This is a genomic window from Catenuloplanes atrovinosus, assembly GCF_031458235.1.
GTDB classification, from domain to species: Bacteria; Actinomycetota; Actinomycetes; order Mycobacteriales; family Micromonosporaceae; genus Catenuloplanes; species Catenuloplanes atrovinosus.
The window spans coordinates 1,828,727-1,849,311 of the sequence record NZ_JAVDYB010000001.1 but is presented as its reverse complement, the minus strand read 5'-3'; the positions used below and the strand labels follow the sequence as shown (position 1 = coordinate 1,849,311).

The following is a 20,585-nucleotide window of genomic DNA, read 5'->3' as shown; positions in this document are numbered from 1 at the left end:
CGGGGGGTCAGCCGCGGCTCGAGCAGGAGGAACAACCGTGTACCGTCCACTTAGGACTGTCATGCCCGTCATCGCCGCCGCCGGAATCGCCGGCGCGGTCGCGCTGGCCGCCGCGCCCGCGGTCGCGGCGCCCGCCGGCAGCGCCGCCACCACCTGCCGGATCAGCTACCTGCCGGTGCCGGACGGCGGCGACGCCTACCGCACCGGCATCGAGGGCGGGGACGTCACCGGGCGGTACGCGGTCGGCAGCGTCGAGATCGACGGCCGGACCGAGCAGGTGCTCTGGACGAACGGCGTGGCCGGCGTGCCGTCGCTGCCGTTCGGCGAGGGCAAGCTGGTGGACGTGAACTCGTCCGGCGTCGCGGTCGGCTACGGATTCACGATGAACGGCACCGCGATCCCGGTCGCCTGGTCGCGGACGACCGGCCTGCGCGAGCTGACCGTGCCGGAGGAGGGCTGGTCGGGCCAGGCCGCCGCGATCAACTCGCGGGGCGACGTCGCCGGCACGGTCTACGACCCGGCGGACTACGACAACACCCAGGTCGCCGTGGTGTGGCCGGCGGACGCGCCCGGCACGGTCGAGGTCATGCCGGCCGACGGCCCGCACTGGGCGGCCGACCTCGACGAGGACGGCACCGTCGTGGCGCACCTGGGCAGCTACATCTGGAACACCGGCGGCTCCGCGGTCTGGGACCGGGCCCGCGACCGCGTCGAGCAGCTCGGCGACCGCACCTTCGCCTCCGCCATCAGCAACGGCCACGTCCTGCGCTCCAGGGACTCCGCGGACGGCACGGTGCACGTGGTGCGGGCCCCGAACGGCACGCTCCGCGACCTGCGCCACCTCGACATCGCGGTCGCGATCAACCGCCACGGCGACGTCGCCGGCCAGGGCACGGTCATCGAGCGGCGCAACGGCTCCACGATCCGGCTCGAGCTGCCGTCCGGCGGGATCGCCTGGGTCACCGCGCTCAGCGACACCGGCATCGCCTACGGCACGGCCGCCGGCCTGCCCGCGATGTGGAAGAACTGCCGGTAACCCGGTGGGGGGAGGGCCCGGGACCGGCGCGTGCCGGTCCCGGGCCCGTGCGTACCCCTGAATGGTCTGAAAAGCGGCAGCGGGCTGTCGGCGGGGGCGGGCACGCAGTAGAAACGATGGATGCGGAGCGTCGACGACATCGATTTCGCGCGACTGACCGACCGGGCGTTCCACCCGTCGCCGGTGGCCTGGGAGGACGAGGTCCTCTACTTCCTGATGGTGGACCGGTTCTCGGACGGGCGGGAGCGGGACTGGCGCGACAACGACGGCGTGACGGTCGCGTTCGGCGAGACGCCGCCGCTGCGGCCGGAGAACCACGGCAACGCCATGGGTACCGAGGCGGAGCGCGCGGCCTGGCGGGACGCGGGCGAGCGGTGGGCCGGCGGCACGCTGCGCGGGCTGCGCGGCAAGCTCGGCTACCTGCGGCGGCTGGGGATCACCGCGGTGTGGGTGAGCCCGATCCTGAAGCAGGTGCCCGGCGCCGAGAGCTACCACGGGTACGGCACCCAGGACTTCCTCGACGTGGACCCGCACTTCGGCACCGCGGCGGACCTGCGCGACCTGGTGGCGGCCGCGCACGGCATGGGCATCCGGGTGATCCTGGACGTGGTGCTCAACCACACCGGGGACGTCTTCGACTACGCGGTGCCGTCGCCGGTCTGGGACGGTGGCACGGTGTTCCCGGTCGCCGGGTTCCGGGACGCGGAGGGCAAGCCGACGCTGCCGTTCGGGCCGCTGACCGACCGGGACACCGGCGTCTGGCCCGCGGAGCTGCAGGATCTCGGCACGTTCACCCGGGCCGGGCGGATCCGCGACTGGGACCACTGGCCGGAGTACCTGCGCGGAGACTTCCAGGCGCTCAAGGACGTGGCGCTGCTGCGGCCGGACGGCGGGCCCTCCACCGCGCTGGTGGCACTGACCCGGGCGTACCAGTTCTGGCTGGCGTTCGCGGACCTGGACGGGTTCCGGGTCGACACGGTCAAGCACATGGACCCGGCCGCGGCCCGCTACTTCGCCTCCTCGATCCACGAGTTCGCCGTGTCCATCGGGAAGGAGAACTTCTACCTGATCGCGGAGATCACCGGGCCGCGGTCGTTCGCGTACCGGACGCTCGAGGCGGTCGGGATGGACGCGGCGCTCGGCATCGCGGACGTGCAGGACCACCTGGAGTGGCTGGTCAAGGGCAGGCAGCGCCCGGCGGAGTACTTCGGGCTGTTCCGGGACGCGCTGCAGGACGGCAAGGACTCGCACACCTGGTACCGCAACCGGGTGGTGACCGGCTACGACGACCACGACCAGGTGCGCAAGGGCGCGCGCAAGGCCCGGTTCGCCGCGACCGAGCACGGCGACCGGCTGGCCGTGGCCGCGCTCGCGCTGAACGCGGCCACGCTCGGCATCCCGTGCGTCTACTACGGCAGCGAGCAGCTGTTCGACGGCGAGGGCGGCGACGACCGGTACCTGCGGGAGGCGATGTTCGGCGGCGCGTTCGGCCCGTTCCGCAGCCGCGGACGGCACGCGTTCGACGAGGACCACCCGGTCTACCGGCAGCTCGCGCGCATCCTGGCGGTGCGGCGCGCGGTGCCGGCGCTGCGCCGCGGCCGGCAGTACCTGCGGCCGATCTCCGGCGACGGCGAGCACTTCGGCCTGCCCGAGCCCGTCGGCGACGGCCCGATGCGCTCGGTGGTGCCCTGGTCACGGATCTTCGCCGGCCGGGAGGTGGTCTGCGCGATCAACACGGACCCGTTCCTGCCGCGCACCGCGTGGGTGACCGTGGACGCCGCCCTGCACCCGCCCGGCTCCGTGCTGACCTGCCTGTTCAACACCGATCAACACCACGAGGGTACGACCGTGAGCGCCTCGGCCCGGAACGGCAGCGCGATCCTGATCACCGTACCGGCCGGGGGTTTTGTGGTGTTCGGCTCTTGATGAACATGGACCGGGCTGGGATCTTGACAGCCGGTGAGCCGATACTGGCAGCTCATATCCACCACATAGCAAGGGATGGTCGATGCTTGAGTCACGGGACGGCCGGCGCGTCGTGGTCACCGGCGTCGGAGTGGTGGCGCCCTGCGGCATCGGGGCCGCCGACTTCTGGGAGGGGCTGGCCAAGCCCGTCCCCCCGTCGGTCACCCGCGAGGTGACCGGATTCGACCCCACGCTCATCGGCCTGTCCAAGGTGGAGATCCGCCGGCTCGACCGGTTCGCCCAGCTCGCGCTGGTCGCGGCGGACGAGGCGCTCGGCGACGCCGGCCTGTCCGACGCCGCCGACCGGGACGGCGACCGCACCGGCGTGCTGATCGGCTGCGGCATCGGCGGCGCCTGGTCGTGGGAGTCGCAGGTCCGCGTGCTCGACGAGAAGGGCCCGTCCCGGGTCTCGCCGCTGACCGTACCCATGGTCATGCCGAACGCCGCGGCCGGCGCCGTCTCGATGCGCTGGGGCCTGGCCGGCCCGTGCGAGACCGTCTCCACCGCCTGCGCCACCGGCACCCAGTCGATCGGCAACGCCGCGAGGTGGATCGCCGCCGGCCGCGCCGACACCGTGGTCGCCGGCGGCACCGAGTCCTGCCTGACCGGCGTCAACCTGGCCGGCTTCGGCAACATGCGGGCGCTCTCGCCCACCGGTGTGTCCCGCCCGTTCGACGTCGACCGGGACGGCTTCTGCGCCGCCGAGGGCGCCGGCATCCTGGTGCTGGAGGAGTACTCGCGCGCCGTCGCCCGCGGCGCCCGCATCTACGCGGAGATCGCCGGCGCGGGCTCCGGCGCGGACGCCTACCACATCACCGCGCCGTCCCCCGGCGGTCGCGGCGCCGCCGCCTGCATGCGCGAGGCACTGGCCGACGGCGGCGTGGCACCCTCCGAGGTGACCCACATCAACGCGCACGGCACCTCCACCCCGCTCAACGACGCCGGCGAGGCAGAGGCCATCGCCGCCGTCTTCGGCCCGCACCGGCCCGCCGTCACCTCGATCAAGGGCGTCACCGGCCACTCCCTCGGCGGCGCCGGCGCGATCGAGGCGGCCGCGCTGGCCCTCACGTTCGCGCACCGCTCGCTGCCGCCCACGGTCGGCACCACCACGATCGACCCGGCCCTCGACATCGACGTGGTCCTCTCCTCCCGCGACTGGGAGCCGGCACCGGCGCTGACCAACAGCTTCGGCTTCGGCGGCCACAACGCCACCCTCCTGTTCGTCCCCGCCCCCTGACCCGCCGATCGCCGGCCGGGCCTTCGAGCCCGGCCGTCCCGGCGGGGACCATGGCCGGACTCGGGTCGGCCGAGCCCGCGACCGTCCTGTTCGGAGTGGTTGCGACCGGAGTGCCACCTCCTGCTAGGGATCGACGGGGATGGTGGCTGGTGGTCGCCGCCGCCGGTGTGCTGGCTCTGGTGTCGCTCGCCTCGAACGTGACGACGCCGCGCCAGCTCGAAGGCACGGCGAACACGCCGCTCGCCGGGCGGTCGACGCAGCGGATCGGTGCTGTTGACGGCTGGGACAGTCGGCTGCGTCCGGGTCCTCGCCGGAGGGTGGAGGCGGCGGCGAGCTCGCGCGGGGTGTCCGCCGACGGCGTCGACGCGGCGCCGTCGGCGGCCGGTAGCGGGCCGCTCAGCCGGCCGGTCCGCGAGGCCCGCTACGAGACCGTGACCGGTCCCACCCGGAGCACGCCGTCGTCCAGCGGGGTGCAGCGCACGCCGCCGTGGCGGCGCAACGCGCGCCAGGCGCCCGGGCCGATGGTGACGTCCATCCACGCGCACGGGTGGGCCGCCCGGTTCACCCGCAGGCGGATCGGGCCGTCGCCGGAGTCGAGCGTCACCACCGTACCCACCAGGGAGTCCACCGGGATGCCGGAGAGCAGCACGTTCCGGCGGGTCTCGGCCAGGCCGGCGCCGGGCGGCAGCGACTCCGCGGCGATCAGCGTGACGCTCGCGTCGCGGTGGGCCGGGTGGCCGAAGTAGCGGTCGCCGACGACACCGAGGCCGGCCCGGAGCACCAGCTCCACGCGCGACTCGCCCGGCGCGGCGGGAGCCGGCCCGTCCTGCGGCCGGCCGGAGAACCGGTGCACGGGCGAGGCCAGCAGCTGAAGGATCTCGGTGCTCATCTCCGCACAGTGTCGCACCGCCGGGCGGGATCGCCCACCCGCATGAAAGGGTCTTCGTGGGGAGGATCGAGGCAGAGGGGAATGAATGGTCGAGACAATGGCACTGGTGCTCGGCGGGCTGGTGGTCGTGATGGTGGCGAACGCCGTCGCGCACCGCAGCGGCCTGCCGGCCTCGGTCCTGCTGGTCGTCGCGGGCATCGGGTACGGCTATCTGCCGGGGCCGAACCTCACGCTCGACCCCGAGGTCGTGCTCTACGCGGTGCTCCCCCCGTTGCTGTACGCGGCCGCGCTGGAGTCCAGCCTGACCGCGCTGCGGCGGCACTCCCGTACCGTGCTGGGACTCTCCGTGGGTCTGGTGCTGGCGACCGCGCTGCTGGTCGGCTTCGGCCTGGAGCTGGTCGTGACCGGCGTGACGCTGGCGGCCGGCATCGCGGTGGGCGCGGCGGTGGCGCCGCCGGATCCGGTGGCGGCGCTGTCGGTCGGGCGGCGGGCCGGTCTGCCGCCGCGGCTGATCACGCTGGTCGAGGGCGAGGGGCTGCTGAACGACGCGACCGCGCTGACGATCCTGAAGGTGGCGGTGCTGGCCACGGTCAGCGGGCACTTCTCGCTCGGGCACGCGGTGGGCGAGTTCCTGCTGATGGCGGCCGGCGGCCTGGCGATCGGGCTGGCGGCGGCGTGGCTGCTCGGGCAGGTGCGGCGCCGGATCACCGATCCGCTGATCGACACCGCGATGTCGCTGGGTACGCCGTTCGCGGTGTTCCTGGTCGCGGAGCAGGCGCACGTCTCCGGCGTGCTGGCCGTGGTGGTGTGCGGGCTGTGGCTGGGCCACCGGGCGCCGTCGATGACGACGAGCCGCTCGCGGCTGCAGTCCCGGCCGGTGTGGCACTTCGTGGAGTACCTGCTCGAGGGGTACGTGTTCGTGCTGATCGGCCAGCAGCTACCGTCCGTGCTGCGCGCGCTCACCGAGTACGCGTGGACCACGATCGCGTCCGCGGCCGGCGTCACGCTCGCCGCGGTGCTGCTGCTGCGGCCCGTCTGGCTGTACGTGATGGCGCACCTGCCCGGCCACATGCACGCGCGGCTCGGCGGCGACCCGAACCGGAACAACCCGGCCCTGTCGCTGCCCGAGCTGACCGCGCTGACCTGGGCCGGCACCCGCGGCGTGATCACGCTGGCGGCGGTCTTCACGCTGCCGGCCGACACGCCGCACCGGGACCTGCTGCTGTTCTGCGCGTACATCGTGGTGCTGGTGACGCTGATCGGGCAGGGCCTGACGTTCGCGCCGCTGCTGCGCGTGCTGCGCATCCCGGGCACGGACGTGAGCCGCGCCCGCACCCGCAACGAGGCGCGGGCCGCCGCGATGGAGGCGGCGATCGCCCGGCTGGACGAGCTGGAGGAGTCGGACGATCCGGCGATACACGCGTCGCTGCCGGGCGCGCGGCGGCTGGCCGAGGCGCGGTTGCAGCGCTATCGGGCCCGGCTGGCCGTGCTGAACGCGACCGAGGACGAGGCGCTGCCGGTCAACGAGGAGTACCGCGCCGCGCAGCAGGCCCGCCGCGAAATGATCGAGGCACAGCGCGAGGAACTGTTGGCCCGCCGCGACTCCGGCCTGCTGGAGGACGCGGACCTGCGCATCCTCCAGCGCGAGCTGGACCACGAGGAGAGCATCCTGCCCTCCCCCGGCAAGCACTGATCACGGTGGGCCGGGCCGTTCGCGGTCCGGCCCACCGATCGTGCGGCTCGCCGGAATGCGACGGCGCCGGACGGAGTTGGCCCCGGGTATGACCCTCGACGAGCTGCACGACCTGCTGGCGAGCACCAAGCTGGGCATCCTCGCCACCATCAAGAAGGACGGCCGTCCCCAACTCTCCCCGGTCACCCACTTCTACGACCGGGACAACGGCGTCATCCTGGTCTCGGTCACCGACGGCCGCGCGAAGACCGCGAACCTGCGCCGCGACCCGCGCGCCACGCTGGAGGCCACCCGCCAGGACGGCTGGGCCTGGGTGACCGCCGAGGGCACCGCCACGCTCACCGGCCCCGGCACCGACCCGGACGGCCCCGAGGTGGCCGCGCTGATCGACTACTACCGCAGGGCGGCCGGCGAGCACCCCGACTGGGACGACTACAAGCGCGCCATGGTCGCCGACCGCCGCGTCCTGCTCACCATCCACGTCGACCACCTCTACGGCGAACGCATCCGCTGAGGGGCCACTCACATCGCGGGCACCGGGGCCGGGACGAGGCGGCCGTCGCGGAGCGTCAGGACGCGGTCGGCGAGGTCGATGAGTGTCGGGTCGTGCGTGGCCACGAGGACGCACATGCCGCGCGAGGCGACCAGCGCGCGCAGCAGGTCCATGATGGACCGGCCGGTCTCCGAGTCGAGCTGGCCGGTCGGCTCGTCCGCGATCAGCAGCGGCGGGTCGTTGGCCAGTGCCCGCGCCACCGCGACGCGCTGCTGCTGGCCGCCGGAGAGCTCGTACGGGCGCTGGTTGGCGTGGCCGCCGAGTCCGACGAGCTCCAGCAGCAGCGCGATGCGTTCCTCGCGTACCGCGGGAGGTTGCTTGTTGAGGCGCATCGGGACGCTGATGTTCTCCGCGGCGGAGAGGATCGGGATCAGGCCGAACGACTGGAACACGAAGCCGATGGTGGTGCGGCGCAGCTCCAGCAGTTCCTTCTCGGACGCGGCGGTCACGTCGTGGCCGTCGATCTCGATCCGGCCGGCGGTGGGCCGGTCCAGGCCGCCGACCATGTTGAGCAGCGTGGTCTTGCCGGCGCCGGACCGGCCGCGCACGGCGACCAGCTCGCCGCGGTTCGCGGTGAACGACACGTCGCGGACGGCCTCGACGTCGCCGTAACTCCGGCGCACGCCGGACACTGAGATGATCATGATTCCTGTCCCGGGAAGACGGCGACGTGGTCGGGTTCGAGCGTGAGCTTGACGCGCTCGCGCAGCGCCAGCTCGTCGACGAACGTGGCGGGGAGCTGGAGCCGGCCGCTGCGGTCGATCACCGCGTACTCCTCGGTGACCAGTTCCTCGGCGCCGTCGGCGCCGATCCGCGCGGACCGGCGCACCTCCGCGGAGGTCCGGCCGTCACGAATCTGCACGGTGCGGCGCACCTGCGACGACACCGAGTGGTCGTGCGTGACGATCACGACGGTGACGCCCAGCTCCGCGTTGATGGTGCGCAGCGCGCCGAACACCTCCGCGGCCGTGGCCTCGTCCAGCTCGCCGGTGGGCTCGTCCGCGAACAGCACCTCCGGGTCGTTCGCGACCGCGACCGCGACCGCGACGCGCTGCTGCTGGCCGCCGGACATCTCGCCGGGCCGCCGGTCGGCCAGGTCGCCGACGCCGAGCATGTCCAGCAGCTCCAGCGCACGCTTGCCGGCGCCCCGGCTCCGGCGGGCGAGCTGCCGCGGCAGCTCCACGTTCTCCCGCGCGGTCAGGTACGGCAGCAGGTTCCGCGCGGTCTGCTGCCAGATGAACCCGACCGTGTGCCGCCGGTAGGTGAGCCGCTTGCGCGGCGACATGGTGAGCAGGTCGTACCCGGCGACCCGGGCGATGCCGGCGGTCGGCACGTCGAGCCCGGAGAGCACGTTGAGCATGGTGGACTTGCCGGAGCCGGACGCTCCGACGATCGCGACCAGCTCGCCGCGGTCGACGACCAGGTCCAGGCCCTGGAGCGCGAAGACCTCCACGCCCTCGGTCTTGAAGATGCGCACCAGGCCGTCGCAGACGATGTGCCCGCGCAGCCGGTCGGTGCCGCCCGCCCGCGCGGCGGCGCGTTCGGCCGCCCGTCGCTGCAGCGTGGCCAGATCGGGGGCCGCCATCAGTTCTCCTCTCCGAGGCGGAGCACCTCGCCGAGGCGCATCCGGCGGTTCAGCCCGCTCTCCACCAGCAGCGCCAGCACCAGCGCCAGCACCATGAGCAGCGGGACACCCAACACCAAAACGAGATCCACATGGGTACGGACCGGGGCGCCGGCCGTGAACCCGCCGAGCCCGAGCGCGGGCCCGAGCAGTTGCGGCAGCGCCACCCCGACCGCGCCACCGGCCAGCACCGCCACCGCGACCAGCGGCAGCAGCTCGTAGACGAGCAGCCCGCGGCCCTGCCCCGGGGACAGCCCCATGGTCCGCAGCCGGGACAGCGTGCGCCCGCGCCCGCCCGCGTCGGCCAGCACCGTGAACCCGACCGCGAGCAGCGCCAACAGCGTCGCCCCGGCCGCACCGGCCGCGAAGGTGAAGCTGAGCACGCCGTTGACGCCGCCGGACTCCAGGGCGTCCCGGTAGGCGGTCCAGGTGGTCACGGCCGCGCGCTGCTCCAGGCGGGTCTCCGGCACCTCGCGGCCGAGCGCGTTCGCCAGGTAGTCGAGCTGGCCCCGGTCGCCGGTCGCGGTCAGCTCGCCGGTGGAGAAGCCGTCGCCGGCGATCAGGAACCGGTTCGGCGCGATCGCCGCGCCCCGCGGCAGCGGCAGCGCGGCGGCCGGGAGCGCGATGAACGTGCGCGTGTCCATCTCCAGGCCGGGCAGCGACTCGGCCACGGCGGCGACCCGGAACGCGTACCGGCGGCCCTGCACCTCGGTGGCGCCGGTCTCGCCGACCTCGGCCGCCACCTCGGGCGACACCACGGCCGGGACCGGCGCGTCGTCCGCGGGCACCCGGGCCGCGCCGGTCAGCGCGTCCGGCAGCGTCACGCCGCGGCCGCTGTCGCGCAGCACCCGGGCCATCGCCGGGCCGTCCACCACGATCTGCTGCGCCTGCACGATCGGGTGGCTGCCGGTGCCGAGCCGGTCCTGCAGCGTCACGCCGGACTCGACCAGCAGCGGCGCGACCGCGTCCACGCCGTGCAGCGCGTCCAGCGCGGCCGTGGTGGTGGGCGCGAACGCGTACCCGATCAGCTGCGCGTCACCGGCGACCGCGCTGTCCGCGGCGCGGTCCCGGGCGTACCCGATGGTACTGGTGACCACGCTGGTGAAGACGCCGGTGGCGATCGCCACGACCAGCACCGCGAGCGGGCCGAGGCTGACCGGCGCGGCCCGCCCGGCGCGCGCCAGGCCGAGGAACGGCACCACGCCGCGCGACCGGGACGCGAACCGGCCCACCCGGCGCAGCGGCCACGGGACCGCGCGCACCGCGACCAGCGCGGCCGCCAGGGCGAGCAGCACCGGCACGGACGCGAGGAACGGGTCCACGCCGACGGCCTGGCTGAGCCCGCGGCGGCGCAGCACGACCACGCCGAGCACCGCGAGCAGCAGCAGGAACCCCTCGATCGCGAGGCGCCGCGGCGACGGCCGCCGGCTGGTCAGGTCGTCGCGCCGGCCCAGGAACCCGGCGCGGAGCGTCATGGCCAGCACCGGTACGGACAGCGTGGCGACCAGCCCGATGCCGAGCACCGCCCACCACTCCCCCGGCTGCGCGCGCCCGGGCAGCAGCGTGCCGGCCGCCCACCCGGCCAGCACCGCGGGCGGCACGACCAGCGCGGTCTCGGCCAGCGTGCGCCGCCCGATCGCGCCGCCGGTGCCGCCGCGGGCGCGCAGCAGCGACAGTTCGTCCCGCCGCCGGTCCACGGCCAGCCGCGCGGCCAGCACGATCAGGCCGAGCAGCGTGGCGACCATGCCGGAGAGCACCACCGCGAGCAGTGCCGCCACCGCCCGCTGCCGGTCCTGGAAGTCCAGGAACGCCCGGTCCAGCGCGGTGGTCAGCCGCAGGTCCTCGTCCGGCGGCGTGCGCCCGGCCTCGGCGATCGCGGTGACCAGCGGGCCGAGCCCGTCCGCGGTGAGCCGGCTCTCGTCGACGCGGTACCGCCACTCGTAGCGGAGCAGGCCGGTGCCGGCCGCGGCGTACCCGGCGCCGTTCGCGTCGGTGAGCAGCGCGGCCCGCCAGGTCGTGTCCGTCGAGCCGGGCCCGCACGACACGGTCGCCAGCACCACGTCGTCCCACTCCGGCGCGGTCGCGGACAGCGGCGCGTAGACGCCGACCACGGCCGCCCGCAGCGGGACGCCGGTCGTGCCGCTCACCGTGAACTCGCTGCCCACGGCCACGCCCAGGCGCAGCGACGCCTCCTCGGAGAGCATCACCTCGACCGGGCCGCCGGCGGTGGAGGCCGGTGCCCGGCCGCCGGTGATCCGCAGCCGGTCCTCGATCCCGGCCTGGTAGCGCAGCGCCAGCAGCGGCGGGCAGGCCGTGTCGAACCGGCCCTCGACCACGGACAGCCCCGGGTCGCCCGGCGCGCCGCTGCCGCCGCCGACCTGGGCCGCGAACCACCGCGCGCCGATCGTGCCGGGCAGCGGCGCGGGCAGCGCCGCCTGGTAGTCGTCCAGGCGCGCCTCCGGGCCGGACACCCGGACCGGGCCCTCGATGACCGGCGTGTGGCGGAACGTCAGGTCGCGGGCCTGGTGGCGCAGCCCGGTCACGTCCGTGCGCAGCCCGTCGTCGGTGAACCCGTTGGACAGCCGGGGTACGCCGCTGACCAGCAGCGACGCCACCAGGCCGAGCGCGCCCAGCAGCGCGAGGTAGCCCGCGGTCGCGCGGACCCGTCGCAGGAGTCTCATCGGTCCTCCCCGATGCGGAGCTGCGCGACGGCCAGCCGGCGACGCAGGTTGACGCCGGACAGCGCGGACAGGGCGAGCGCCAGGCCGAGCAGTAGCGCGCCGGTCACGCCGACGGCCGGCCAGTCGACCCGCAGCAGCGGCTCCGGCACCGGTCGCTCCGCGGACGGGGTCAGCACCACCAGCGGCGCCATGGTGGCCGCGACCGCGATGCCGACGCCCAGCCCGACCAGCACGCCCAGCCCGGCCAGGAACGCCTGCTCGATCAGCAGCGACCGGGCCAGTTGGCGCGCGCCGACGCCGAGCGTGTGCAGCACCGCCATCTCGGTCAGCCGCCGCCGCCCGGTGGCGCGCACGTCCACCGCCACGCCGACCGCGGCCAGCAGCACCGCGCCGATCGCGGCGGCGAACAGTGCGGCCCGGGCGCCCACGCCGTACGGGTCGGACTCGGTCTCCCCGCCGAGCGCGACCCGGTCCAGCACGGTCAGTCCGCGCAGCGTCGCGGCCGCGTCCGCGACCTCGGCCCGCGCGCCCGGCCGGGCCGCCACCCACCACTCCTGCGGGGTGCGCGTCACGCCCCAGGTGGTGAACACGGCCGAGCTCAGCGACGGCAGGTCGACCAGCAGCGCGGCCGGCTGGGTGGCGCCGGGCAGCGCGTCGGCGCGGCCGGTGACCACCACGTCGACGGTGGCGCCGCCGAGCGCGAGCCGGGTCGTCCCGCCCACGTCGAGCCGCAGCGCGGAGAGCGCCTGCGGCGTGCCGACCACCGGCACGGCCGGCGACTGCGCGACCCGCGGCACCACGGCGAACGAGACCGAGCTGATCCGCCAGCTCTCGCCGCCGATCGCGTACGCCGCGCGCAGCCCGTCCGGCCCCGCCCGGACGTCGGTGCGCCGGCCGGCCCGGTCCGTGCCCTGCCACTCGCCGGGCAGCGCGAGCGGCGCGCCGTCCGCCGCCAGGCCGCCCAGCGACCAGGCCAGGGACGAGCCCGCGCCGGCGACCGAGTCGACCGTGAACCCGGCCAGCCGGTCCACGCCGGCCGGGATCTCCACGTCGAACCGCGCGGTGCCGCCGGGCGGCACCTCGCCGAGCGGCGCCCGGAGCAGCGCCCCGTGCGCGTCCGCGTAGATCGCCGTGGTCCGGATCGGCGACTGCGTGCCGTCGGCCGTGAACGTGCCGGTCAGCCGCGTCGCGTCGGCCGGCAGCGGCACCACCGGCGCGGTGCGGCGCGCGTCGGCCAGCCCGGCGAACAGCCGCTCCGGGTCGCCGCCGGCCAGGTCGTCGCGGATCCGCACCACGCCCGGCGCGGCGGCGGCGTCCAGCGCGATCATGTCGCCGGGCGCGTTCTCCGGGCCGAGCCGCAGGCTGTCCCGCCAGGCCGGCAGCACGGTCGCGGCACCGGGCAGCACGGTCATCGCGGGCAGGCGGCCCGCCGGTGCGACGCCGTCCTGCTCGACCAGCCGCAGGTCCGCGCCGGTCTGGTGATCGGCCCGGTCGGTGCCGGACCGGGTGGACGTGCCGGCCAGGCACCACGCGACCGTGCTCACCGCCACCGCGAGCGTGAGCAGCAGCACCGGGCCGGCGTGCGGGCGGCGGCCGGCCTGCCAGGCGCCGAACGTCGCGGAGATCCACTGCCGGCGGTCGACCAGCCGCTCGGCCAGCCGGGTCACCGGCGGCAACAGCCGCAGCGCGACCACCGCGCCGCCGAGCACGCCGATCGTGGGCGTGGCCGCCAGCAGCGGATCGATGCCGAGCCCGGCCCCGGTCCCGGCCAGCGGCGACGAATACTGCCGCAGTTGCACCCAGCCGAGCACGGCCAGCGCCACCAGCAGCAGGTCCAGGCCCGCCCGCTGGAACACGGTCCGGCGCGCGGGCCGGGCGCGGGCGGCCAGCTCGCCGGCGTAGGTACCGCCGCGGCGCAGCGCGGGCGCCAGCATGGCCAGCGCGCAGCCGAGCGCGGCCAGCCCGGCCACGATCCAGGCCGGCGCGTCCATCGCCGGGTGCAGGTCGATCGCGGCCTCGCGCAGCAGCGGCAGGTCCCCGGCCGCGCCGACCAGCCAGGTGGCCAGCGGCGGCGCCACGATCGCGGCGGGTAGCACCACCAGCAGCGCCTCGCGCGCGGCCAGCCCGGCGAGCTGGTTACGGGCGGCGCCGCGGGCGCGCAGCAGCGCGGTCTCGTCCCGGCGCTGCTCGGTCAGCAGGCCCGCGACCAGCAGCAGCGCGTACCCGCTGAGCACCACGACCAGCAGCATCGGCGTGACCAGCGCGGACCGGCCGACCAGGTCCGCGGTGGCGAGCCGGTCCGCGAGCGCGCCGATGTCCGAGGTGACCAGCCCGGAACTGCTCAGCCCGGTCGCCTCCGGCAGCCCCTCGGAGACCGCGGCCGCGTCCCGCGCGACCCGGTGCAGCGCGTCCAGCGCGACACCGTCCAGGTCCGGCTCGACCAGCCAGGCCGCGGACGCGTTCGCCAGGAACTCGCGGGTGAAGACCTCGCGCGGGACCACGAACGGGCCGTACGTGGACGACTGTTCCGGCGCCAGCCGCCAGTACGCGTCGTCCGGGTCGCGCCGCTCCCACACGCCGGTGACGGTCACGTCGGTGACGCGCGTGGTGACCCGGTCCAGGATCGGCACGGTGTCGCCCACGGTGACGCCGAGCGTGGCCGCGGCGTCCTCGGCCAGCGCGGCCTGCACGCCGTCCGGGCCCGGCCAGGCGCCGGCGACCAGGTCGGCGTGCTCCGCCAGGCCGTCCAGGAACACCACGGAGGCGTAGACCGTGCCGTCGTCGTCGGGCTGCGCCGTGCCGGTCTCGCCGGTGAGCTCCCGGCCGGCCGCGTAGCCGGCGCCGGACACCGTGGTCTCCCGGCCGCCGAGCCCGCCGGCCAGCCGATCCCGTACCGCCCGGTCGCGCTGGTCCAGCCCGGCCGCGGTGCCGCCCGCCGCGCCCCGGATCAGCACCGAGCGCTGGTCACCGTCCGCCGCGGACACCGCGCCACGCGCGCCTGCGTCGACGACCTCCCGGCTGTAGCCGGCCAGACCCGTCAGCAGCGCGGTGGCGATCAGCGTCGCCGCGACGGCCGCGACCAGCAGGCTCCTCGCCGCGCGGGCGCGCCGTACCACCAGCCTCATCGCCGCCGTCAACTCCTCACCTCGGGCGGCGCGGGTTCGCCTCCCTCAGTCCTCAAGGAGAGCCGAGGCCCACCAAAAGGTTCGCGGCCTTGTCCTTTTCGTGATCAAACTATTGGTCGTCATGATCCGGAAACACGAAGCAGCGGCGGCAGCGGGCCTCGTAGGTGTACGTACCGTCGTCCGGCAGCGCGGTCGACGGCGCCAGCTTCCTGATCATCGGTACGCCGTGCTCCAGCACCTGCGTGTACGCCGCGTCCAGGCTCCGGCACACGTCGCACACCGCGCGGCGGTGGATCACCTTCTCCGGCGCGAGTTCGAGCAGCGCCCTGATCGGCGCGAACAGCTCGCCCCGGTGGTCCAGGTCGATGCCGGCCGCCACCACCTTGACGCCCTTGCCCAGCGCCTCGCCGAGCACCGCGACGTCGGCGACGGAGAACATGTGCACCTCGTCCACGCCGATCACCTGCACCGGGCGGTCCAGCGCGGCGCGCAGGTCCGCCACCTTCTCGGTACGCAGGCTGCCGCCGGCCCGGGAGACGATCTCCGTGTCGCGTCCGTGCCGCCTCGACTGGAATATCCGGTGCGGGACACCGGCGTGCTCCAGCGGCGAGAGCAAACTGATCATCTCGAGGCTCTTACCGCCCTTGACCGGGCCCACGATCACCGTCAGATCCACGGCGCCGATCCTGCCGCGACCGGCCCCGATCCGGAACGACGACCCGCCGCCGGGTCGCGTTCGTCACGCTCAGCTCGAGATATACGAACTGGCCGCGCGCCGCTCGCCGCCCTCCGTCACCAGCTCGACCGCGAGCAGCCACTCCTGCCCGGCCGGCAGCGCGGCCGTGCCCACGGCGGTCCCCTCACCGACGCGCGCCACCTGGAACGGGACGGCCGTCCCGCCGGCCCGCGGCGTGGCCGAGGCGGTCCACGACGAGATCACGCCGCCGGTGGTGCAGAGGCGCAGCAGCACGGACCCGGCCGCGCCGTTCGGCTCCAGCGAGGCGCTGACGTCGCCGCCCGCCGCCGCCATGGTCACCTGGCCCGGCGGGCAGGCGGTGGCCGCCGCGTCGGTGGGGCGCAGCACGTTCCACAGCGAGGAGACGATCGGGATCATGATCAGGAGCGCCAGTGTGAGCCACCGGGACAGCCGCGAGCCGCGGGTGGCCAGCGGCATCTCCTCCGGCTCCGGCTCCGGCCACGGGCAGTCACCGACGCACGGCTCCCAGGACAGCTCGTGCCGCGCGCCGAGGTGGGTCAGCCGGGGCCCGCGCCAGCGCCCGCAGCCGCGCGAGTGCACGCGCCGGTCCGCGCCGGCGATCAGCGTGGCGTGCACCCGCCGCAGGTCGGCGGCCGGCCCGGACGGGCGCACGGCGCGACGCCGCACCGGCGCCGCGATGCGGCCCGGCCGGAGCGTGTGCCGCCCGTCCATCTCCACCCCCTGGCTAGATCTTAGGTCGCGCCCGCCCGGCGCGGCGAGAGCACGTCACCCTCACGCCCGGGACAACGGCGATCCGGTCAGCCGGGCGCGCGGGAAGCGCGGCGAGAACGGCTTGATCAGGTAGTCGCCGGCCCCGGCCGCGATGTCGTTCGGCGCGACCGCCGCGGACACCATGACGACGCGGGTACATCGAACCCTCTCGCCGAAACGCGGCCGAGCTGCTGGAGAAGGCCACGACGGATTGACAGACGTCGTTTGACGGGCTAGAAACGGGAGAGCGCTCTCGCAGCGTCTTTCGGAGGTGCCCCATGACGCAGGTACGCAGGGTCGCCGCGGGGCTGGCGGCGGTGGTGCTGGCCGGGACGGTGGCGGTGACGGCGGAGGCGCGGGCGTCGCTGCCGCCGACGCCGAGCGGGTGGACGTTGCAGTGGAGTGACGACTTCGCCGGGGCGGCCAACGCGCTCCCCTCGTCCAGCAACTGGATCTTCACGACCGGGACGCAATATCCGGGCGGGCCGGCCCAGTTCGGCACCGGGGAGATCCAGACGTACACCACGAACAGCGCGAACATCGGCCTGGACGGGAACGGGAACCTGCGGATCACGCCGGTGCGCGACAGCGCGGGACGGTGGACCAGCTCGCGCATCGAGACGCAGCGGACGGACTTCAAGCCGCCGGCCGGCGGGGTGCTCCGGATCGAGGGCCGGCTGCAGATGCCGAACGTGACCGGCGCGGCCGCGGCCGGCTACTGGCCCGCGTTCTGGGCGCTCGGCGCGCCGTACCGGGGCAACTACTGGAACTGGCCGGGCATCGGCGAGCTGGACGTCATGGAGAACGTCAACGGCCTCAACCAGGTGTGGGGCACGCTGCACTGCGGCGTCAACCCGGGCGGGCCGTGCAACGAGACGACCGGGCTGGGCGCCACGCGCGCCTGCCCGAACAGCGCCTGCCAGGGCAACTTCCACACGTACGCGATCGAGTGGGACACCAGCGTCAGCCCGAACCTGCTGCGCTGGTACGTCGACGGCGTCCAGTTCTTCCAGGTCTCGCAGAGCCAGATCGGCTCCTACTGGTCGCAGATGACCGACCACCAGGGCTACTTCATCCTGCTCAACGTGGCGATGGGCGGCGCGTTCCCCAACGGCGTGGCCGGCTACTCCACGCCCACCGCGAGCACCGTCTCCGGCGCGTCCATGCTGGTCGACTACGTGGCGGTCTACACCCGGGGCGGCGGTGGCACGACGCCGCCGCCGGTCGGCGGCACCCGCGGTGCGTACAGCACGATCCAGGCCGAGTCGTTCGACGCGCAGAACGGCGTGGTGGCCGGCGCGGACCAGATCGGCCACCTCGCGAACGGCGACTGGGCCCGCTACGACGACGTGGACTTCGGCGGCACGCCGGCCCGCGACTTCCTGGCGCGGGTGTCCTCCGGCGCGGGCGGCGGCGTGAGCGGCCTGGTGGAGGTACGGGTGGACAGCCCGACCGCGGCGCCGATCGGCAGCTTCGCGATCGGTGACACCGGCGGCTGGAGCAGCTTCCGCGAGGTGCCGGGCAACGTCAGCGCGGTCACCGGCCGGCACCCGGTCTATCTCACGTTCAGCAGCGGCCAGCCCGCCGACTTCGTCAACGTGGACTGGTTCGTCTTCAGACGATGAGCCCGGAGAGCGCGGCGGCCGCGATGTTGCGCCCGGTCAGCAGCAGGACCACCGGGCCGGCCGGCTCCACCTCGCCGGCCAGCAGCGCGGCCAGGCCGACCGCGCCCGCACCCTCGACGATCAGGCCGCAGCGGGTGGCGAGGAGGCGTACCGCCTCGGCGATGTGCTCCTCGCCCACCGCGGCGAACTCGACGCCGTGCGCCGCGGCCAGCCCCGGCGTGACAGACCCGGCCTCCAGGTTGCCGGCCAGGCCGTCCGCCAGCGTGGGGCCGACCTCGACCGTGGTGATCGCGGCGGCCGCGGCGGCGGTGGAGACCGCGCGGGACGCGGCCGACTCGACGCCGATCACCCGGATCCGCGCGGCCGCGGACGACCAGGGCGAGGCGGCGGCGCGGGTCGGGCCGTGCGCGGCCAGCACCGTGCCGGCGAGCAGGCCGCCGCCGCCGACCGGCACCACCACGGTGAACCCGCCGTGCAGTTGCTCGCGGACCTCCTCCAGGCAGGTGGCCTGCCCGGCGATCACGTGCGGGTCGTTGTAGGCGGAGATGAACGGCGGCCCCGAGCGCGCCAGGGTGAGCGCGTGCGCCTCGGCCTCGTCGTAGGACTCGCCGTGCAGCACCGGCCCCACGCCGAGCCGGCGAAGACCCTCGATCTTCGCCGGCGACGCGTTGGCCGGGACCACGATGGTGCAGGGAACGCCGAGCCGGGTGGCCGCGTAGGCGACGCCGAGCCCGTGGTTGCCGGCGGACGCGGTGATCACGCCGGCCTGGTCAGCGCCGGCCGCGGACACGGCCGCGAGCGCGCCGCGGACCTTGAACGAGCCGGTCGGCTGCAGCGTCTCGAGCTTGGCGTAGACGTCCGCACCGGCCAGGTCGTCGAGCGGCAGCCGGATCAGCGGCGTGGGGGCCAGCTCGGCCGCGACGACGTGCCGGGCGTGGTCCAGATCGGCCGCGGTGGGCGGCTCGACCGGCCGCAACGGGCTCTCCACGTCGGTCATGGCGACCACCTTTCACCGGGGTGACGGAGGCCACCGTAACAGGCTCATGATCACCGGCGGTCCCCGGAGGCGCGGCGCCGCGCGCGGTCCAGCAGGTCGTCCAGTTCGGGCAGCAGCGCGACCGGCGGGTTGAGCACGGCGGCCCAGCCCTGCACCGCGTACGCCGGATGCGGCATGATCACGCCGGCGCGGGTGAAGTCGACGCCCGCGCGGTGGCCGGCCGCCTCCGCGGGCGGGTAGCCGAAGCGCCGGGCGAACTCCGCGCGGCCGAGCGCGATGTTGAGCCGGAACACGCCGGGCCGGTCCAGTCGCGAGTCCTCGTCGAAGCCCGGGGTGTCGTGCGCGACGATCGTGGCGAACGGCATGCGGTGCGCGACGCCGGCGAAGTAGAACCGGTCGCCGTTGCTGCCGGGCGGCGCGCCCGCGGCCTCGTCCGCCACGAACTCGGTGACGCCCGGCATGGCGCGAATCCGCTCGGCGATCTCGGACTCGCCGGGGCCGTCGAAGCCCGCGCCGCGCACGTGCCAGATCGCGTCCGCGTCCGCGATCAGCTCGGCGGTGAGGGGGAAGTAGCCGTGCACCGCGTCGGCGCGGCCCGCGCGGTCGCCCGCCGTCACGTCCACGTTCAGCCCGTCGGAGAGCGCGGCCTCGAACGTGCCGTCCGCCGGCGCGCCGAGCCCCAGGGCGGCGCTGGCGCCGAGGCTGCCGGCCAGGAACACGTAGCGGTCGCCGAACAGGTCCGCGGCGATCCGGCCGGCCGGGTTCCACCGCAGCCGCAGGTCGCCGCGCTCCCACCCGGCCGCGTCCCAGGAGGCGCCGTGCCGCTGCAGGTGGGCGTTGTGCGAGTGGACCAGCGTGGCGCCGCGCCGCCGCTCCCGCTCGCGGACGTCGGCCAGGTTGCGCGCCATCCAGGCGTCGCGGAGCCCGATCAGGCGCGTGACCCGCTCGCCCAGCTCCAGCGGCGCGGCGGCCTGCGCGTGGTACCGCAGCAGCCAGAGCGCGGCCTCCGCGTCCGGCACGTCGCCGGTCAGGCCCGCGGCCCAGAGCGCGCCGAGCAGGTCGTCCGCGATGACGCGCAGCGCGACCGCGTCCGCGCCGGTGCCCGGGGACCTCGCCGGGTCCAGCACCGCGTCCGGACGGGACCAGCGCGCGTCGTCGCCGGCCAGCCGCTCGATCTCGGCACGGCTCGCCGCGATCCGGTCGCCGACCAGATCAAAGGCCCTCAGCAGGTACGGCAGGGGGCTGGGCGCGGAGTCCACCTCGGTCGGCGCGTCGAAGCCGTGGAACGCGATGCGCTCCTCCGGCGGCAGCCCGTGATTGTGCTCGCGCAGCCGGACGACCAGCTCGCGGTTGCCGGGGAACGCGCCCCAGCCGTGGGAGAACCCGTCGGCCAGCACGGTCTCCAGGTCCGCGTCCGTGCGGAGCCGGACGTAGGCGTCGACGAGCCGGGCCCGGAGGCGGTCGGTCTCCAGCGCGACCGACCGGAAGCCGCGCGCGGCGAGCCCGGACAGCAGTTCGTTGCGCAGGGTCTGGAACGCCGGTTCGCCGTGCGTGGGCTCGCCGCACGCGAGCACCTCCACCGGGGCCGGGCGGGCGTCGAGCAGCGCGTACAGCGGGGAGAATCCGAAGGTCATAGACCTCTACCGTACCGTTGAAGGGCCCATTGAGGCTTTGAAGCCCTCGACCTCGGGA

At 75.2% G+C, this 20,585-nt stretch carries 16 protein-coding genes; 6 read left to right on the top strand and 10 right to left on the bottom strand.

What is annotated here, in order from left to right; all coding sequences use genetic code 11:
• Positions 1–61 precede the first annotated feature (61 nt).
• The 3 genes from J2S41_RS08070 to J2S41_RS08060 all read left to right on the top strand — a co-directional run bounded on the left by J2S41_RS08070 (position 62) and on the right by J2S41_RS08060 (position 4,238).
• Positions 62–1,036 carry a hypothetical protein gene (locus J2S41_RS08070; protein ID WP_310365008.1) on the top strand — a complete coding sequence of 325 codons (975 nt, stop codon included), beginning with the start codon at positions 62–64 and terminating at the stop codon, positions 1,034–1,036.
• 120 nt (positions 1,037–1,156) lie between these two features.
• Entirely contained in the window at positions 1,157–2,962 is a 1,806-nt protein-coding gene (locus tag J2S41_RS08065; RefSeq protein ID WP_310365006.1) for an alpha-amylase family glycosyl hydrolase, read from the top strand.
• Between the two features lie 82 nt (positions 2,963–3,044).
• Positions 3,045–4,238 carry a beta-ketoacyl-[acyl-carrier-protein] synthase family protein gene (locus tag J2S41_RS08060; protein ID WP_310365004.1) on the top strand — a complete coding sequence of 398 codons (1,194 nt, stop codon included), beginning with the start codon at positions 3,045–3,047 and terminating at the stop codon, positions 4,236–4,238.
• Positions 4,239–4,659: 421 nt separating this feature from the next.
• Here J2S41_RS08060 and J2S41_RS08055 read toward each other — a convergent pair whose 3' ends face one another.
• Positions 4,660–5,127 carry a molybdenum cofactor biosysynthesis protein gene (locus tag J2S41_RS08055; protein ID WP_310365002.1) on the bottom strand — a complete coding sequence of 156 codons (468 nt, stop codon included), beginning with the start codon at positions 5,125–5,127 and terminating at the stop codon, positions 4,660–4,662.
• An 85-nt stretch (positions 5,128–5,212) separates the two neighbouring features.
• On the opposite strand from J2S41_RS08055, the gene J2S41_RS08050 reads away from it, so the two are divergent.
• A complete protein-coding gene (locus J2S41_RS08050) occupies positions 5,213–6,820 on the top strand; it encodes a Na+/H+ antiporter (protein WP_310365001.1) in 1,608 nt (535 codons plus the stop codon).
• 88 nt (positions 6,821–6,908) lie between these two features.
• Positions 6,909–7,334, top strand: coding sequence for a PPOX class F420-dependent oxidoreductase (locus J2S41_RS08045; protein WP_310364999.1), 426 nt, complete (start codon positions 6,909–6,911; stop codon positions 7,332–7,334).
• 8 nt (positions 7,335–7,342) lie between these two features.
• Here the strand turns inward: J2S41_RS08045 and J2S41_RS08040 are convergent, their stop codons facing one another.
• The 7 genes from J2S41_RS08040 to J2S41_RS08010 form a co-directional block, all read right to left on the bottom strand.
• Entirely contained in the window at positions 7,343–8,017 is a 675-nt protein-coding gene (locus tag J2S41_RS08040; RefSeq protein ID WP_310364997.1) for an ABC transporter ATP-binding protein, read from the bottom strand.
• Positions 8,014–8,958 (bottom strand): ABC transporter ATP-binding protein, encoded by a 945-nt coding sequence (locus J2S41_RS08035; protein ID WP_310364995.1) that lies wholly within the window; start codon positions 8,956–8,958, stop codon positions 8,014–8,016. Before J2S41_RS08035 ends, J2S41_RS08040 begins: the two co-directional genes overlap by 4 nt.
• Complete coding sequence (locus tag J2S41_RS08030; protein ID WP_310364991.1) at positions 8,958–11,678, bottom strand: FtsX-like permease family protein; 2,721 nt, start codon at positions 11,676–11,678, stop codon at positions 8,958–8,960. The genes J2S41_RS08035 and J2S41_RS08030 overlap by 1 nt, the downstream gene beginning before the upstream one ends.
• Positions 11,675–14,803, bottom strand: coding sequence for an FtsX-like permease family protein (locus J2S41_RS08025; protein ID WP_310364989.1), 3,129 nt, complete (start codon positions 14,801–14,803; stop codon positions 11,675–11,677). The genes J2S41_RS08030 and J2S41_RS08025 overlap by 4 nt, the downstream gene beginning before the upstream one ends.
• A 109-nt stretch (positions 14,804–14,912) precedes the next feature.
• A complete protein-coding gene (locus J2S41_RS08020) occupies positions 14,913–15,479 on the bottom strand; it encodes a thymidine kinase (protein ID WP_310364987.1) in 567 nt (188 codons plus the stop codon).
• 69 nt (positions 15,480–15,548) lie between these two features.
• Positions 15,549–16,232 (bottom strand): hypothetical protein, encoded by a 684-nt coding sequence (locus J2S41_RS08015; protein WP_310364984.1) that lies wholly within the window; start codon positions 16,230–16,232, stop codon positions 15,549–15,551.
• A 60-nt stretch (positions 16,233–16,292) separates the two neighbouring features.
• Complete coding sequence (locus tag J2S41_RS08010; protein WP_310364981.1) at positions 16,293–16,415, bottom strand: hypothetical protein; 123 nt, start codon at positions 16,413–16,415, stop codon at positions 16,293–16,295.
• Positions 16,416–16,549: 134 nt separating this feature from the next.
• On the opposite strand from J2S41_RS08010, the gene J2S41_RS08005 reads away from it, so the two are divergent.
• Positions 16,550–17,896 (top strand): glycoside hydrolase family 16 protein, encoded by a 1,347-nt coding sequence (locus J2S41_RS08005; protein ID WP_310364978.1) that lies wholly within the window; start codon positions 16,550–16,552, stop codon positions 17,894–17,896.
• On the opposite strand, the gene J2S41_RS08000 is transcribed toward J2S41_RS08005, so the two are convergent.
• Both J2S41_RS08000 and J2S41_RS07995 read right to left on the bottom strand, forming a co-directional pair.
• Positions 17,886–18,893, bottom strand: a complete 1,008-nt coding sequence (locus J2S41_RS08000) for a threonine ammonia-lyase (RefSeq protein ID WP_310364976.1) — start codon at positions 18,891–18,893, stop codon at positions 17,886–17,888. The two genes, J2S41_RS08005 and J2S41_RS08000, sit on opposite strands and share 11 nt — an antisense overlap.
• Before the next feature lie 50 nt (positions 18,894–18,943).
• On the bottom strand, positions 18,944–20,527 hold the full coding sequence (locus tag J2S41_RS07995; RefSeq protein ID WP_310364974.1) for a DUF6194 family protein: 1,584 nt from the start codon (positions 20,525–20,527) through the stop codon (positions 18,944–18,946).
• Between the last annotated feature and the right edge of the window lie 58 nt (positions 20,528–20,585).

Excerpts from the sequence above, each read along its gene's own strand:
- J2S41_RS08070 (WP_310365008.1), top strand. The coding sequence starts at position 62 with ATGCCCGTCATCGCCGCCGCCGGAATCGCCGGCGCGGTCGCGCTGGCC.
- J2S41_RS08065 (WP_310365006.1), top strand. The coding sequence starts at position 1,157 with ATGCGGAGCGTCGACGACATCGATTTCGCGCGACTGACCGACCGGGCG.
- J2S41_RS08060 (WP_310365004.1), top strand. The coding sequence starts at position 3,045 with ATGCTTGAGTCACGGGACGGCCGGCGCGTCGTGGTCACCGGCGTCGGA.
- J2S41_RS08055 (WP_310365002.1), bottom strand. The coding sequence starts at position 5,127 with ATGAGCACCGAGATCCTTCAGCTGCTGGCCTCGCCCGTGCACCGGTTC.
- J2S41_RS08050 (WP_310365001.1), top strand. The coding sequence starts at position 5,213 with ATGGTCGAGACAATGGCACTGGTGCTCGGCGGGCTGGTGGTCGTGATG.
- J2S41_RS08045 (WP_310364999.1), top strand. The coding sequence starts at position 6,909 with ATGACCCTCGACGAGCTGCACGACCTGCTGGCGAGCACCAAGCTGGGC.
- J2S41_RS08040 (WP_310364997.1), bottom strand. The coding sequence starts at position 8,017 with ATGATCATCTCAGTGTCCGGCGTGCGCCGGAGTTACGGCGACGTCGAG.
- J2S41_RS08035 (WP_310364995.1), bottom strand. The coding sequence starts at position 8,958 with ATGGCGGCCCCCGATCTGGCCACGCTGCAGCGACGGGCGGCCGAACGC.
- J2S41_RS08030 (WP_310364991.1), bottom strand. The coding sequence starts at position 11,678 with ATGAGACTCCTGCGACGGGTCCGCGCGACCGCGGGCTACCTCGCGCTG.
- J2S41_RS08025 (WP_310364989.1), bottom strand. The coding sequence starts at position 14,803 with ATGAGGCTGGTGGTACGGCGCGCCCGCGCGGCGAGGAGCCTGCTGGTC.
- J2S41_RS08015 (WP_310364984.1), bottom strand. The coding sequence starts at position 16,232 with ATGGACGGGCGGCACACGCTCCGGCCGGGCCGCATCGCGGCGCCGGTG.
- J2S41_RS08010 (WP_310364981.1), bottom strand. The coding sequence starts at position 16,415 with ATGGTGTCCGCGGCGGTCGCGCCGAACGACATCGCGGCCGGGGCCGGC.
- J2S41_RS08005 (WP_310364978.1), top strand. The coding sequence starts at position 16,550 with ATGACGCAGGTACGCAGGGTCGCCGCGGGGCTGGCGGCGGTGGTGCTG.
- J2S41_RS08000 (WP_310364976.1), bottom strand. The coding sequence starts at position 18,893 with ATGACCGACGTGGAGAGCCCGTTGCGGCCGGTCGAGCCGCCCACCGCG.
- J2S41_RS07995 (WP_310364974.1), bottom strand. The coding sequence starts at position 20,527 with ATGACCTTCGGATTCTCCCCGCTGTACGCGCTGCTCGACGCCCGCCCG.